Genomic DNA, 14,555 nt, shown 5'->3' with positions numbered 1-14,555 from the left:
CCGAGCTCTCGCCCCCGGCGCCTGAGTACCCGTACTCAGGTGCCGGACACCGGGCCGGGCTCCGAGTCCCGCGCCCACTCCGCGCGCGGTCGCAGACGCGCCAGGAGCCGTTGGACTTCGTCGCGAACGCCGGGGTCCTGGTCCGTCGCCAGCGCGCGATACCGCTCGATCAGCCGGTCCGCGCCTTCGGTCACCATCCACGCGGGGTCGCAGTCCAGAGTGGCTTGGATCTCCGCGGCGGTCCAGGTTTCCGACGCGTGGCTTCTGGCCAGCAGTACGCAGCGGAGTCCGATGGTGTCCTCGCGTTCGAGCAGGGCGACTGCCGTCTCCTGGACGACCCCGGTGTCCCGGGCGTCGAGGAGGAGACGGTGCAGGACGTCCGTCACCTCGTCGATCCGGTCCGACATCGCGAGCCGGCGTCCCGCGGCAGCTCGAACGGACCAGGCCGGCGAGTCGGCGTCCCGGAGCGCCGCTTCCAGTTCTTGATCATCCAGGGGTGGCATGCCCTCAGCCTGCCAGGAACCACGGCTGTCCTCAGATGATTTCTGCTGGTCCCGCTGCCGGGATCATTGCCCTCGGAGGGCCTACCCCGCCGCGGCGCATGCCTCGGCCTCCGCCAGGTATCGCGCCACCGGGCCCAGGGTCAGCATTCCGCTGGCGGCGCCCGCGTGTTCCGCGCGGGCGTCACGCAGGGCGGCCGCGGAGCGCGCGGCGATCGCGGGCTCGCCGAGGCGTACGGCGGCGCGTGCGGTGAGACACCACATGGCCTCCTGCATGTGGTCGCGCGGCGGTTCGGGCACCGCGGCGAGGGCGGCACGGGCCTCCTCGGCCCGGTCCTGGGCGAGCAGCAGGAGGGGGCGTGTCCAAGGGCTGTACGGGCCCCAGTCGAGGTCCGGGTCGGTCGGTGCCGGCCGGTCGTGCAGCAGGCGCAGTCCCAGCAGGGCGAGCGGGAACAGGCCGCGGTGCAGCCCCGGCATTCCGGCCGTCCGGAGGGCCTCCTCGGCGCGGCGGTAGTGGGCCGCCGCCGTGGCGGCGGTCGGTCCGCCGGGTTCGGTGCTGCGGGCGGCCGTGGCCCGGGCCCTGAACCACTCGGTGAGGACGGGGACGAGAGGTGACTCGACGGCGGCCGCCAGCTCGTCGGCCGCGTCGGCGTGCGAGGTCGCGGTATCGAGGTCGCCGAGGGCCGAGGCGGACTGCAGGCGGACGAGCCGGCCGAGTACGGCGAAACTCGGCAGCTCGTACCGGGTGGCCAGGTCGAGGATCTCGGCGCCGACGCCGTCCCGTGCCGCCGCGAGCCCGGGGCGGGTGAAGGACTGCAGCACCACCCCGTTGAGGGCGAAGGCCAGCAGGGCGGGGTCGGCCAGGTGCCGTGCCGACTCCTCCGCCTGTCGTGCCGCCTGCCGCGCGCGCTCCGGCCCGGTCCCGGACAGATCGGCGCTGCGGCTCTCGACGGCGACCGTGGCCAGGAGGCGGGCGCGCAGGTCGGCGGGGCCGTCCGGGCCGAGCCCGGTGAGCGCGCGCTCGGCGGCCGCGACGACGGCGCGGGACTGCTCGGGGTCGTCGGCCCGGCTCCAGAGGGCGGGCACGTCGTAGGCGCCGATGGTCCGGGCGGTCAGGGCGAGGTCTCCCGTGCGTTCGGCCGCGCGGATGGCGGCCAGGCGGTCGCGCCGGGAGTGGACGAGGGCGTCGCCGCCCGCCAGCGCGAGGGTGCGGGCCAGGTCCACGGTGGTGCGCGGGCCGAGCCGCACACCGTGGCCGGTCCACCCGGTACGTGTTCCTTCCGGGGGCGCGGACCCGTTGAGGATGTCCGCCTCCAGACGCCGAAGGCCGGCGCCGGGGTCGAGTCCGAGTTGCTCGACGAGCATCGCGCGGGCGCGGCGGAGGACGGCAAGCGCGTCGGCCTGGCGACCCGCGCGGTACAGCGCGCGGGCGAGCAGCTCCCAGGCCGGCTCGCGCCACGGGTGTTCGGCGACGTGCGCACCCAGGTCGGCGACGAGGTCGGCCCCCGCCCCCGAACCGAGGAGGATGCGGGCGCGCAGTTCCAGCCCCTCCAGCCTCAGCTCCTCCAGCCGGGTCCGCTCGCGCTGCGCCCACGCGGAGCCGGTCACATCGGCGTAGGCGGGTCCGCGCCAGGTCGCGAGTGCCGCGCCGAGGTCGGTGACCGCGTCGGGGCTGCGGCGGGCCCGGGCCAGGGTGTCCTGGAACCGGTGGACGTCGACGTCGACGCGCGGCAGGCGCAGCGCGTAGCCGGGCCCTTCGGTGACGATCACGCGCGGCGGACTGCGGGGCGGCCGGTCGGGTTCGAGGGCGCGGCGCAGCGCGGCGACGAACGTCCGCAGAGCGCCCACGGCGCGGGCCGGCGGATCGGTCCACAGGTCGTCGACCAGGGTGTCGGTGGTGACCATCCGGCCCTCGGCGGCGACGAGCCGGGCGAGGACCTCACGATGGCGGGGGCCGCCCAGGTCGACCGGGCCGCCGTCGTCGCCGAGGGCCCGCACCGCGCCGAGCACGTCGATTCGCATGCTCCCATCCTCCGTGCCGGGGGCCGGCCGCGCCCAACCGTACTGATCGGCTGCTGATCGCCGTCGCCCAAGCTGATCCGGTCAAGTCCTCGACCCGAAGGAGTGGTCCCTGATGACGCTCACCATCCCCGGTTTCGATCACGTCCGACTGCCCGGTGCGGACGGTGTGGAGCTGGCCGCGGCAGTCGGCGGCGCCGGCAGCCCGGTCGTGCTGTTGCACGGTTTTCCCCAGACCCACCTGATGTGGCGGCACGTCGCCGAGCGGCTCGCGGACGAGCACACGGTGATCTGCCCCGACCTGCGGGGCTACGGTGCCAGTGACAAGCCGGAGGCCACCGGCCCCGAGGTCTACGCCAAGCGCACCATGGCCGCCGATGTAGTGGGCCTGGCGGCGGCGCTCGGCCACGAGCGCTTCGCCCTCGTCGGTCACGACCGGGGCGCCCTGGTCGCCTTCCGGGCGGGGCTGGACCACCCCGAGACCGTCACGCACCTGGGCATCCTCGACGTCGTGCCGACGCTCGACATGTGGAACGTCCTGCACGGCACCTCGGCGGCGGTCGGCTACCACCTCTTCCTGATGGCGCAGCCGCCGGGCCTGCCGGAGGCGATGATCGCGGGCAGCGCGGACGCGTTCTTCGGTTCGTTCCTCGACGCCTGGGCCGCCGACCCGACCGCCGTGCCCGAGGAGGTGCGGGCCGAGTACCTGCGTGCGAGCGCCGCGGCGGTGACGTCGATCGTCGCGGACTACCGGGCCTCGGCGGACATCGACGTCACGCACGACCGGGCGGACCTGGACGCCGGGTCGCAGCTGGCGATGCCCGTGACGGTGGTCCAGCAGGACTGGGGCGCGCGGCTGGGTTACGACGCCGCCGGGGTGTGGAAGGCGTGGGCGCCGGACCTGGACCACCGGCTGACCGATGCCGGGCACTTCATGGCCGAGGAGGCACCCGACGAGATCACGGCGGCGGTCCGGGAGCTGCTGGCCCGCTGAGCCTCGTGCTCCCGACCCGCCGGCCGGGTCACGTCTGCCGGGTCACGCCGGCCGGGTCACCTCGGCCGGGTCACCTCGGCCGGCGGGCGAGGGAGATCACGGTCGAAGATCGGTCAGGAGGGGTCCCGGAGGCGGTGGAGGCGATGGTGGCGGCCAACAGGACGTTCACGCGGTCGCACTCCGGTTGCGGCCCCTGGTGGGGGGCCACCGGTCCGCGGTTCCGCCGGTCGCGATCGCGTTCCGCCCCGTCCCGCACGGCCCGGTGCACCGCCCGGGCCACCCTGGCACCCCACAGCGACCGCGGGCCGCCGAACGGGTCGACCGTCCCACCACTGACCGGATTGCGGACGGCCACGCACACCGCGTCGGACGGTGTGCCGGAACAGTCGTACCCGGCGTCCAGGAGCGCCTGCACCTTGGCCTCGGTGGCCGTCGCCAGCAGGTTGACCAGACCGGCGTCGGACACCGGGGCCGGGACGATCGCGAGGATGTTGATCGTTCCGGGCACGTACCGGGCGGGTGCCGGGACGACCTGGGCGGCGGCGGCCCAGGTCGGGACGCCGATGCCGGTCGTCACCAGGGCGACGGCACCTCCGTCCTCCGACCAGGTGCAGTCGTCGACCTCCGCGGCGGTCATCAGACCGACGCCGGGCCCGTGCAGCCCCTCGGCCCGCGCCAGGTCCGCCAGGTGCCGGTCGGGGTCCATCCGGTCGTAACCGGCCCGGACCTGCGCATTCAGTACCCAGCCGCGCTCGCCGATCCCGCCGCCCAGAACGGCGCTGCTGACCATCCGCCACCCGGGGCCGGCCTTCCACACCAACTGGTGGCGGCACGAGCCGTCCTCGGACCGGGCGCGTCGCAGGACCACGGGTCGCTGGGTCTTCTGCACGGGACTGTCCGTTGTGCTCACCTCGGAACGTCGGGAATCCGGGCCCTCCCGCCTCCAAGAGGCCCCGGTGACAACCGGACGACGGGCTCGTGAGGATCCTAACGGTCCGCAGAATTCCGGAATTCGCAGTTCAGCCGTGTGCGGGGTCGACAGCTCGGCACGCTGGGTCGTCAGCGGGTCCGGAGAGCGGGCTCGACCGCACGGACGATCCCGTTCAGCACCCCGGCCGGTCGTACGACTGCGGATGCGGCCTCTCCTCCCTGGAGGCCGGCAGGAGCCGCGAACCGGCGGCCTGCCGAGGCGAAGGGCACTCCTCCGGTCATTGGATCCTGGACCTTGGGCGCACGTCGAACGGAAGGTTCGGTCCAGGGCCGCACCGCGAAGGAGCCTGGTCGGCACAGGGGCTCAAGGCACCGCGGGGCGCGGGCCGCGCGGTGCCGCTGTGCGGGGTCGGGTGCCCGGTGGTCAGCGGTGGTGGACGGTGGCCGCGCGTTGGAGGAGCTGGTCCGCGGAGTGGCGGTGGCGGTGGGGGAGGAGGAGGCCGGGCAGTCGGGTCCTGGCGGTGCGGGCCCGGCGGGAGGCGAGGTGGGGGTAGAGGTCGAGGAAGGCGTGCCAGGTGGTGCAGGCGGCTTCCAGGTGCCCGGTGGCGAGCTGGCGTTCGGCGAGTTTCGCGAGGACGAGGGTGTGGGAGCGGGTTTCGGTGCGGGGGCGGTGGTTGCTGGAGGTTTCGAGGAAGGTGGTCGCCGCGGTGGGGTCGCCGAGTTCGGCGGCGACGAGGGCGCGTTGGTGGTCCCAGGAGGCGCGGTGGTAGTCGCCGACCGGCGGGGGAGGGCTGGTGATGTGGGCGAGGAGGTCGCGGGCGGCGTCGATGTGGCGCAGGGCGGCGGGTCGGTCGCCGGTGGCGGCCTCGGAGAGGGCGAGTTGTCCGAGGACGGCGGCGCGCAGGCGGGTGGAGGTCGGGGCGAGGCGGCAGTCGGCGGCGGCGCGGGCGAGGCGCAGGCTCGCGCGCCGGTGGCCGAGTTCGTACGCCTGGGCGGCCATCGCCCGCAGGGTCATCGCCCGGGTGGCGGTGTCGCCGGCGTGGCGGGCCAGGTCGAGGGCGAGGCGGTAGTAATGGTCGGCGAGGCCGTTCAGTTCGTCGTCGACGTGCATGAACGCGCACAGGTAGCTCAGCCGGGCGGCGTCACCGAGGGCCGCGGTGCGGCGCAGGGGCGGGCCGGGGGCGGAGAGCATGGGCGCGGCCGTGGTCGCGAGGAAGGTGGCGAGTGCGGTGCGGGCGTGCCCTCCGCCCTTGAGGCGGTCGACCGCGGAGAACACCGGCAGCAGCAGCGCGAGGACGTCCGGGCGCGTCCCGGTGCGCCCGCCGCCCCTCGGCGGGGGCTGGGCGGCGGCGGACACCTCGGGGGCCGGGGGGCCGGTGCCGGCGCCGGTCGGGTCGGGGTGGGCGGGCGGCCGGTAGGCGAGGAGGCTTCCCGCGCGGTGAGGTGCCGCGGACGCCGCCGCGAGGTGGACGAGCAGTCCCGTGTCGACCGGCAGGGGCGGGCTGGGCGCCCGGGTGTCGTCGAACCCGGCGTCGGCCAGAGTGACGGGACGGCGCAGCCGGCGGCCCAGGGCCGCGCAGGCGAGGTGTGCGGTGGTGCGGCGCGGGAGGGTGCCGGTGAGCCACTGGTGGACCGAGGCGCGCCCGTAGGAGAGGTTCAGCCCGGACTCGGAGCCGACCCGGTTGACGGCGTCGGCCATCTGCTCCCCGTTCCACCGGGCCTCGGCGAGCAGTTCCCTCAGCTGGTGGTTGGGTGGGCGGCCAATTGACATGGAGGTCTCCTTGCCGGTGCGGCCCGATGCGCGGTGTCCGAACGCGCGGTGTCTGTACGCGATGGGGATCGTAGCGGGGGAGCGGGCGCCGAATTCGCCAACTCTTCGGAAGTGAACGGAAATTGACGTGCCGCAATCACAGAACAGGTCAACTCTGCGAAGCTGTGGGAAAGTTGACGTGCCACAATCACCGATTCGGTCAATGTATACCGAGTGCCGGAAAATTGACGCACCGTGATTCTTGACGAGTCCGACCGCACGGAGACGGTCGGACCGGTTGTGCGAGGGCCATCATCGAGTCCGTCGGGACGCTCGCACCGAGTCGCGTCCTCGGCGGGAGGTGGAATCCCCATGCTGTCCGTACCGTACGGCCGGGCGGGTGCCGGTGCTGTGGCCCATCTGTTCCCCGGTCAGGGCGACTTCGCCCTGACTCCGTTGCTGCGGATGCTTCCCGCCGTGCCCTCGCTGGCGCGGGAGCTCACCGAGGTGTTCGAGGAGGCGGACCCGGTCGCCGCCGAGTACGGCATCGCCCCGATCGGGCCGCGTCTGGTCACCGGTCGGCCGCTCAGTACTTCGGCGCTGGCCGCGGAGCCCGCCGGGACCGTCCAGCTGGCCCTGTTCGCGACGTCCCTGGCGGTGCACCGGGCCCTGGAGCGCGACGGCTGGCGGGCCGAGCGCCTCGTCGCGGTGAGCTTCGGGGAGATCCCCGCGCTGACCGCCGCCGGTTGCTGCTCGATCGCCGACGGGGCCCGACTGGCCTGCCGGCTCGGACAGTTGCTGACGGGTCACGGCGGCGGCATGACGCTGGTCGGCGCGGGACTGCCCGTCGCGCGCCGACTGCTGACCGAGGCGGGGTCGCAGGCACGGGCGGTGGTGGTGGCGTGCGTGAACCACGACGGGGAGAGCGTGCTCTCCGGACCCCTCGACGCCCTGGCCGCCGTGGAGCGGCTGGCGGTGGTGAACGGCGTCGGGGCGCGGCGCCTGCGGCTGCCGTTCATGAGCCACCACCCGGCCCTCGCCCGTGAGGCCGGCGCGTTCGCGCACTTCGCCCGCGGGCTGCGGCTGGTGCCGCCGCGAAGGCCCGTCCACTCCGTGGTGGCCGGCCACGCCTACCGTCCGGACAGCGACCTGCCGAAGGCCCTGTCCGCCTGCCTCGTCAGGCCCTTCAGCCTGCCCGCGGTGCTCGGCGCGGCGCTGGCGGACGTCGCCCTGGTCGTCGAGGCGGGTACCGGCGCCACCGTGACGAACAGCGTGCGGTCGATCGACCCGCGTCAGGGCGTCCTCGCGCCGGTCGCCGACGGCCGATGGCCGGCCGGTCCACCGGACCCGCAGCGGCAGGCCCGCTCCGCCGGGTCCGCCCGGTCCGGCTCGCCGTCACGCCCCGACCTCGGTGTCGGCCACGGCGGCGGGGCGGCGGCGGGTGCCGAGCTGTCGCCCGACGCCGTGGATGTCCCCACCCGGCTGCGGGTGCTGCTCGGGCCCGGCCGGGGCGGCGATCTCGCGCGCCTGCTCAGCCGGGCCCCGGACGGGACGGACGCCGCAGGGACGGACACGGCGGGGGTGGACAGCGCGGGGGCGGACACCGCGCCGCACCGGCGCCTGATCGAGGTGGCCGCGTTCCTGCCGCCGGCGGCGGAAGTCGTCGCGGACGCCGACCTGCTCGCCGTCCTCGGTGAGGCCACGGCCCTGGCCGACCCGGCGCTGCACCAGACCTTCCTGTCCCACTACACCCTGTGTGTCGGCTCGCTCGTGCTCCTCGGCGGCGGCCCGGACCCCGTCCCCTCCGCCGACGCCGCCCCCGGCGCCTCCGAGGCCCCTGTCCCCGGCGCGGACCTCGCCCACGCGCGCACCAAGGGCTCGTTCATGGTCACCGAGCTGGGTGACGCCAGCAGCCACCTCGCGATCGCCACCGAGGCGAGGTTCGATCCGGTGCGACGCCTGTTCACCCTGCACACCCCGCACCACCGCGCGGCGAAGTTCTCCTCGGTCGCGGCCACGGGACTGCCCCAGCAGGCGGTGGTCTGCGCGCGGTTGCTCACCGGAGGGCGGGACGCCGGGGTGTTCTCGTTCCTGGCCGACATCACCGGCCCCGACGGCCGCCCCGCCCCGGGGGTGGGCCTGTCGGGCGCGATGCCGCTGGGCGCGTTGCCGCTGCCCTACGCGCTCGTGCGGTTCGACGGAGCCGCCGTGCCCTACGGCGGCTGGCTGGCGGACGGGGCCGTCATCGACGCCGCGGGCACGCTCCACGACCCGCAGCCCGACCACGACGCCCGGCTGCGGCGGACCCTGGGGTGCGGTGCGGGCCTGTGGGCGACGCTCCCGTCGGCGATGGCCGCGCTGGCGGGCCGCAGCGCGGTGATGGTCCTGCACTTCAGCGCCGACCGGCGCGCCCACGGCCGCTTGGCACCCGGCGCCCCGCTGCTGGAGTACCGGGTCCAGCAGCAGGCCGTCGTCGGCGCGCTGGCCACGGCGGCGGGGCTGCGGCGCTGCGCCCGGGCCGCCCTGACGGCCTGGAAGGAACAGCGCGCCGCCCCGGACCCCGACCGCTCCGGCGCCGCACCGGGCGCCGACAGCTCCGACGTGGCGACGGCGATGACCTTCTCCCCGTGGGCGGCCGTCGACCGCTCCCTCGCCCTCCACAAGGCCCACAGCACCCGGACCGCCGCCGAGCTGATCGGCTCGCTCCAGCACCGCTGCGGAGTGTCGGGGTTCCTCGACCGGAACCGCCTGTCCGGGTACCTCGGGCTCGCCCGCGCCTTCGACAACGCCGGCGGGGACAACACCCTGATCCTCCTCGACGCCGGCCGGGCCCTCGCCGAGGAACCGGGACACCGCGCTCCCGGGGGCGGTGGACCGCGCGGACCGTGGCCCGCCCCGACCGATCCCGCGTGGTGGCCGCACACCGCCGCGGCGCTGCAGGACCGGCTCGCCGCCGACCTCCGGGCCGCCCTGGCCCGGCGGACGAAGGCGGGTCACCGCGGCCTCGACCTGTGGAACCCGCTCATGGCGCAGGCGCTGCAACTCGGTGAGGTCCAGGCCGCCCGGTTGGCCGCCGACGCCGCGACCCACCCGGGCACCGCCCCGCGCGACCTGCCGGGCGCGGACGACCTCGCCGCGCTCGACGGCCTGCGCCAGGCCCGCCGCCTGGCCGTGCCCCTGCTGGCCACGGGCGTCCTGGAACCCGCGGCCCTGCGCGACCTGTCGGCGGCCGTGGACGCGCTGTGCGAGCGCCTGCGCCCCGGCCTGGCTGACATCGCCGCCGCCCTCGACCCCGGCGCCACCCTCGCCCCCGCCCCGCTCGACGGGCCCGACCCCGTCGCGGTGCTGCTCGCCGCCCACGGGGGTCCGTCCGGCGAACCCGGGGACACGCCGTGAACGGGGCCGCCGCGCCGTTCACCGCCCTCGCCCCCGGCCGTCCTTGACCGGTCCGACCACCTCACCGCCTCCCGGCCCCGCCCGGGCACCCCCGCCTGCCCCCGCCCGCCCCGTCCACCACAGGAACACACCGTGAACCGAACCGGACCACCCGCCATCGGCATCCTGGGCATGGGCACCTACCTGCCCGCCGACATCCACCGCAACGACCGGGTCGGCGCCCTCGCCGGGGTCCCGCCCGAGTGGATCACCGAACGCACCGGTGTGACCCGACGACACGTCGCCGCCCCCGACGAAGCCGCCTCCGACCTGGCGGCCGCCGCCGTCCGCGCCGCCTGCGAGGCGTCCGGGATCCCGCCGGAGCGCCTGGACCTCCTGGTCGCGGCGACCTCCACCCCCGACGAGCTGGGCCCCGCCACCGCCTGCCGGGTCCAGGCCCTCACCGGCGCCCACAACGCCACCGCCCTCGACGTCAGTGCCGCCTGCTCCGGCTGGCTGTTCGCGGCCAAGGTCGCCCACGACTGGCTCGCCACCACCCCCGGCGCCCGGTACGCGGCCGTCGTCGGCGTCGAGGCGTACTCCAAGTTCGTCGACCCCACCCACCGGGGCACGGCGGTCCTGTTCGCGGACGGCGCCGCCGGCGCGGTGCTCGGGCCGGTCGGCGACCCGGGCGGTTTCCACGGGTTCCGCCTGGGCTCGGACGGCCGCGGCGCGCACCACGTGCTGATCCCCGCCGGCGGGAGCCGCGTGCCGGCCAGCGCCGAGACCCTGCGCGACGGACGCCACCACATCCACATGGACGGCCGCGCCGTGCGCGACTTCATCGTCGACATCTTCCCCCGGATGGTCGGCGAGGCCCTGGCCGACCACCACCTCGACCTCGACGACATCGACGCCTTCATCACCCACCAGCCCAACCCGATCCTGCTCCGGGCCACCGCGCGAGGCATGGGCATCCCCTCCGAGCGGCTGCACGTCGTCGGGGACCGGACCGGCAACATCGGCGCCGCGTGCGCGCCCTTCGCCCTGGCCGACGCCGCCGCCCGCGGCCTGCTGGGCGAGGGGGCACGCGTCCTGCTGTGCGTCTTCGGCGCCGGCCTCACCTGGGGCACCGGCCTGCTGACCTGGAGCGGAGCCCCGGCCCTGCACACGCCGCCCCCGCCGGCCGCCTGACAGCCGCTCAGCACCAACCGCTCAGGACCACCCGCTCGGCACCAACCGCTACCCGCCACCCTCCCTGTCACCCCCGCGAGCGAAAGACACCACCCATGCCCAAGAGCATCCTCGACCGCTTCCGCCTGGACGGCCGGCGCGCGCTGGTGACCGGCGCCTCCCGCGGCATCGGCCGGGCCGTGGCCCTCGCCCTCGCCGAGGCCGGCGCCCGCCTGGCACTGTCGGCCCGCACCGAAGCCGCGCTCGCGGACACGGCCGCCGAGGCCGCCGACCACGGTCACCGGCCGGTCCTGGTCCCCGGTGACCTCACCGACAGTGCCCAGGCCGCTCTGGTGGACCGCGCCGCCGAGGCCCTGGGGGGTCTCGACATCGTGGTCCACAACGCCGGGATCCTGCCCACCGGGCCCGACGGCACCACCCTCCTCGCGCCGTTGCAGCACCTCCCGCAGCCGGTCTGGGACCAGGTGGTCGCGGTCAACCTCAACGCCACCGCCGCGATCTGCCGGCAAGCGCACGCCCACCTGGCCCGCTCGGAGGAGGCGAGCCTGGTCCTGATGTCCTCCGTCGCGGGGCTGGTCGGCACGCCGATGATGGAGGCGTACGCGGCGACGAAGGCCGCCCAGGTCTCCCTCGCCCGCAGTCTCGCCACCGGCTGGGCCCGCGACGGCATCCGCGTCAACGCGCTCTGCCCCGGGTGGGTGCGCACCGACATGACCGCCGCCGTGCACGGCAACCCCGCGATCGAGGCATGGCTGCTCGCCCACGTCCCGATGGGGCGTTGGGGAGACGCCGACGAGGTCGCGGCCGCGGCTCTGTTCCTCGCCTCTCCCGCCTCCGCGTTCCTGACCGGGCAGGCCGTCGCGCTGGACGGCGGGTTGTCGGTGCCCGACGGCGGCCTGGCCGGCACCCCCAAGCCGCCCTCCCCGTTCGCCGCGCCATGACCTCCCCCCGCCCCTCCATCCTCGCCCCCGACTCCCTCGTCCCCGCCCCTCTCGTTCCCGACCCCCTCGCCGCCGCCCCGACGGCCCGCACCGCGGCGGTGATCGCGGCCGTCGGCACCGCCCTGCCCCCGCACCCGACGTCCAACGCCCAGATCATCGCCCGGGGCGGCCTCGACACCACCGACCAGTGGATCACCAGCCGCACCGGCATCCACCACCGCCGCTTCGCCCATCCCGGGGTCAGCACCGGCGACCTCGCCACCGCCGCCGCCCGCGCCGCGATCGAGGCCGCCGGCCCCGCCGGCCCGCGGCCGGACCTGCTGCTGCTCGCCACCACCACGCCGGACCGCCCCTGCCCCGCCACCGCCCCCCACATCGCCCACCGCCTCGGGCTCGCCCCGATCCCGGCGTTCGACCTCGCCGCGGTCTGCTCCGGCTTCCTCTACGCCCTCACCACGGCCGCCGGCCTGCTGCGCAGCGGCATCTGCGCGGCACCCCTGGTCGTCGCCGCCGAGAAGTACTCGGCCATCATCGACCCCCGCGACCGCGACACCGCGCCCCTGTTCGGCGACGGGGCCGCCGCCGTGGTCCTGCGCCTCGGGGACCGCGCCGAACCGGGGGCCCTGCTGGAGGGGGACTGGGGCAGCGACGGCGCCGGGAGCGACCTGATCGCCGTCGCCGCGGGCGGCTCACGGCTGCCTGCCGCCGACGGCCAGGGACCCGACCTGCGCTGCTTCCGGATGCGCGGGCGTCAGGTCTACGCCCATGCCGTGCGCCGGATGACCTCCTCCGCCGCCGCCGCCCTCGCCGCCACGGGCTGGCAGCCCGAGGACGTCCGGGCCTTCATCGGCCACCAGGCGAACCAGCGCATCCTGGACGCGGTCGGCGACCGGCTCGGCGTCCCCGCGCGGTACCGCTTCGGCAACATCCGCTCCCTCGGCAACACCGCGGCCGCCTCCGTCCCCCTCGCTCTCGCCGACGCCCTCGCCGGCGGCGCCTGCCCACCGGGCGCGCCGGCCCTGCTCACCGCCTTCGGCGGCGGCCTCACCTGGGCCTCCCTCACCCTGCGCTGGCCGGACGCCCCCGTGCGGGCGATCACCGCCCAGCCTTGCTCCCCGTTCCTCGACCACGTCCATGCCCCTGCGCACGACCCCGACGCCACGCACGACCCTGACGCCACGCACCACCACGCCCCCACGCACGACCACGACCACGACCACGACCACGACCACGGAAAGGCCGCGACGCCGTGAACGCCGCCCGCACACACCTGATCGAGCTGCTCGCCGAGAGGTTCGACGCCGCACCGGACGCCATCGGTGACGGCACCACCCTCGGGGACCTCGACCTGGACTCCCTCTCCCGGATCGAACTGATCGTCATGCTCCAGGAGCACTGGGGCATCGCCCTCGACGAGGACGAGGACTCCACGGCCGAGGTCACGGTGGGCCGGCTCAGCGACCGGATCACGGAACTGACGACCGGCCCCGCCGACCGTCCCGTCACACCCGGCACACCGGCACCCCCCGGGACGTCCGGATGACCTCGCGCAGCCGCCCCCTGGCCGTGACCGGGGTCGGCCTGGTCACGCCGGCCGGCGTCGACACCGACGCCACCTGGCGCGCCGTCCTCGCCGCCCGCGCCACCGCCGCCCACGACCCCGCGCTCGCCGAACTGCCCGTCACCCTGTCCTGCCGGGTGCCCGCCGTCAACGCCGCACCGCCCGGCCTGCGCCAACCCTGGCGCCTGGACCGCACCGCCCACCTCGCCCTCGCCGCCGCCACCCGGGCCGCCGCCGACGCCGCCCTCGACCCCGCCCACTGGGACGGCGCCCGGGTCGCCGTGGTCCTCGGCTCGGCGGCGGGCGGGGTCGCCAGCTACGAACACGCCGCCCGGCAACTGGACACCCGGGGCCCCGCGTCCGTGTCCGCCCTCGCCCTGCCCGCGTTCCTCCCCAACATGGCGGCCGGCCAACTCGCCATCGAACTCGCCGCGAGCGGGCCCGTCCTGCACACCTCCACCGCCTGCGCCTCCGGTGCCACCGCCATCCACCTGGCCGCCCTCCTGCTCCACCGCGGGGCGTGCGACATCGCGCTGGCCGGCGGCGCCGACGCCATGATCACCCCGTTGTGCGTGTCCGCGTTCGCCCGGATGAGAGCCCTGTCCCGAACCACCGACCCCGCCCACGCCTCACGCCCCTTCGACGCGCTGCGCGACGGATTCGTCATCGGCGAGGGAGCCGGCTTCCTGGTCCTGGAACGCGAGCGGGACGCGGCGGCGCGCCACGTCCGGCCCAGGGCCCTGCTGGTCGGCACCGGTGCCGCCGCCGACGCCCACCACCCCGTCGCACCCCACCCCCTCGCCCGCGGCCTGGAAACCGCCGTGCGAACGGCCCTCGCCGAAGCCGGCGCCCTCCCCGAGGACGTCGACCACATCAACGCCCACGGCACCGGAACCCCGCTCAACGACGCGGCCGAGGCCCGCCTGATCGACCGTCTCTTCGCCCGCAACCCCCCGTCGGTCACCGCCCCCAAGGGCGCCCTCGGCCACACCATGGGCGCCGCCGGCGCCATCGAGGCCGCCCTGACCGTCCTCACCCTCCAACACCGGCTCGTTCCCGCCACCGCCGGATTCACCGCCCCCGACCACGACACCGCCCCGATCGACCTCGTCCACGGCGCCCCCCGCCGCCAACACCCGAACCTCGCCCTCAGCACCTCCGCCGGCTTCGGCGGCCACACCACCGCCCTCGCCTTCACCCCCGCCCCCTGACCCGCCCCCACCCCGGACCTCCTCCCCGCCGGTGCCGACGCGGGCACTCCTCCCGCCCGGGACACCGACAGGGGTGGGCT

The 14,555-nt window shown here is 76.0% G+C and carries 11 protein-coding genes; 7 read left to right on the top strand and 4 right to left on the bottom strand.

The features are described from left to right. Positions 1 to 35: 35 nt before the first annotated feature. Entirely contained in the window at positions 36 to 503 is a 468-nt protein-coding gene (locus ACIQ9P_RS26915) for a hypothetical protein (protein WP_402361223.1), read from the bottom strand. An 81-nt stretch (positions 504 to 584) separates the two neighbouring features. Continuing rightward, positions 585 to 2,522: a BTAD domain-containing putative transcriptional regulator gene (locus ACIQ9P_RS26910; protein WP_402361220.1), complete on the bottom strand. Its 1,938-nt coding sequence runs from the start codon at positions 2,520 to 2,522 to the stop codon at positions 585 to 587. Positions 2,523 to 2,634: 112 nt separating this feature from the next. Between ACIQ9P_RS26910 and ACIQ9P_RS26905 the strand changes: the two genes are divergently transcribed. Further along, entirely contained in the window at positions 2,635 to 3,513 is an 879-nt protein-coding gene (locus tag ACIQ9P_RS26905; RefSeq protein ID WP_402361216.1) for an alpha/beta fold hydrolase, read from the top strand. Positions 3,514 to 3,583: 70 nt separating this feature from the next. Here ACIQ9P_RS26905 and ACIQ9P_RS26900 read toward each other — a convergent pair whose 3' ends face one another. Both ACIQ9P_RS26900 and ACIQ9P_RS26895 read right to left on the bottom strand, forming a co-directional pair. Continuing rightward, positions 3,584 to 4,402, bottom strand: coding sequence for an adenosylcobinamide amidohydrolase (locus tag ACIQ9P_RS26900; RefSeq protein WP_402361213.1), 819 nt, complete (start codon positions 4,400 to 4,402; stop codon positions 3,584 to 3,586). A gap of 465 nt (positions 4,403 to 4,867) precedes the next feature. Continuing rightward, complete coding sequence (locus tag ACIQ9P_RS26895; RefSeq protein ID WP_402361210.1) at positions 4,868 to 6,214, bottom strand: hypothetical protein; 1,347 nt, start codon at positions 6,212 to 6,214, stop codon at positions 4,868 to 4,870. A 351-nt stretch (positions 6,215 to 6,565) separates the two neighbouring features. Here ACIQ9P_RS26895 and ACIQ9P_RS26890 point away from each other — a divergent pair, with 351 nt between their 5' ends. The 6 genes from ACIQ9P_RS26890 (at position 6,566) to ACIQ9P_RS26865 (ending at position 14,475) form a co-directional block, all read left to right on the top strand. After that, positions 6,566 to 9,589, top strand: coding sequence for an acyltransferase domain-containing protein (locus ACIQ9P_RS26890; protein WP_402361207.1), 3,024 nt, complete (start codon positions 6,566 to 6,568; stop codon positions 9,587 to 9,589). Between the two features lie 132 nt (positions 9,590 to 9,721). Next, on the top strand, positions 9,722 to 10,762 hold the full coding sequence (locus ACIQ9P_RS26885; RefSeq protein WP_402361204.1) for a 3-oxoacyl-ACP synthase III family protein: 1,041 nt from the start codon (positions 9,722 to 9,724) through the stop codon (positions 10,760 to 10,762). 95 nt (positions 10,763 to 10,857) lie between these two features. Beyond that, on the top strand, positions 10,858 to 11,703 hold the full coding sequence (locus tag ACIQ9P_RS26880; protein ID WP_402361201.1) for an SDR family NAD(P)-dependent oxidoreductase: 846 nt from the start codon (positions 10,858 to 10,860) through the stop codon (positions 11,701 to 11,703). Then, entirely contained in the window at positions 11,700 to 12,956 is a 1,257-nt protein-coding gene (locus ACIQ9P_RS26875) for a beta-ketoacyl-ACP synthase 3 (protein ID WP_402361199.1), read from the top strand. Before ACIQ9P_RS26880 ends, ACIQ9P_RS26875 begins: the two co-directional genes overlap by 4 nt. Further along, positions 12,953 to 13,246 (top strand): acyl carrier protein, encoded by a 294-nt coding sequence (locus ACIQ9P_RS26870; RefSeq protein ID WP_402361196.1) that lies wholly within the window; start codon positions 12,953 to 12,955, stop codon positions 13,244 to 13,246. The genes ACIQ9P_RS26875 and ACIQ9P_RS26870 overlap by 4 nt, the downstream gene beginning before the upstream one ends. Beyond that, positions 13,243 to 14,475: a beta-ketoacyl-[acyl-carrier-protein] synthase family protein gene (locus ACIQ9P_RS26865; RefSeq protein ID WP_402361193.1), complete on the top strand. Its 1,233-nt coding sequence runs from the start codon at positions 13,243 to 13,245 to the stop codon at positions 14,473 to 14,475. The genes ACIQ9P_RS26870 and ACIQ9P_RS26865 overlap by 4 nt, the downstream gene beginning before the upstream one ends. Positions 14,476 to 14,555 lie beyond the last annotated feature (80 nt).

Source organism: Kitasatospora sp. NPDC094019 (assembly GCF_044764505.1).
GTDB lineage: Bacteria > Actinomycetota > Actinomycetes > Streptomycetales > Streptomycetaceae > Kitasatospora.
This window is presented reverse-complemented; position numbering and strand designations above follow the sequence as displayed.

Coding starts and splice junctions, on each gene's coding strand:
- ACIQ9P_RS26915 (WP_402361223.1), bottom strand. CDS start 503: ATGCCACCCCTGGATGATCAAGAACTGGAAGCGGCGCTCCGGGACGCC.
- ACIQ9P_RS26910 (WP_402361220.1), bottom strand. CDS start 2,522: ATGCGAATCGACGTGCTCGGCGCGGTGCGGGCCCTCGGCGACGACGGC.
- ACIQ9P_RS26905 (WP_402361216.1), top strand. CDS start 2,635: ATGACGCTCACCATCCCCGGTTTCGATCACGTCCGACTGCCCGGTGCG.
- ACIQ9P_RS26895 (WP_402361210.1), bottom strand. CDS start 6,214: ATGTCAATTGGCCGCCCACCCAACCACCAGCTGAGGGAACTGCTCGCC.
- ACIQ9P_RS26890 (WP_402361207.1), top strand. CDS start 6,566: ATGCTGTCCGTACCGTACGGCCGGGCGGGTGCCGGTGCTGTGGCCCAT.
- ACIQ9P_RS26880 (WP_402361201.1), top strand. CDS start 10,858: ATGCCCAAGAGCATCCTCGACCGCTTCCGCCTGGACGGCCGGCGCGCG.
- ACIQ9P_RS26875 (WP_402361199.1), top strand. CDS start 11,700: ATGACCTCCCCCCGCCCCTCCATCCTCGCCCCCGACTCCCTCGTCCCC.
- ACIQ9P_RS26865 (WP_402361193.1), top strand. CDS start 13,243: ATGACCTCGCGCAGCCGCCCCCTGGCCGTGACCGGGGTCGGCCTGGTC.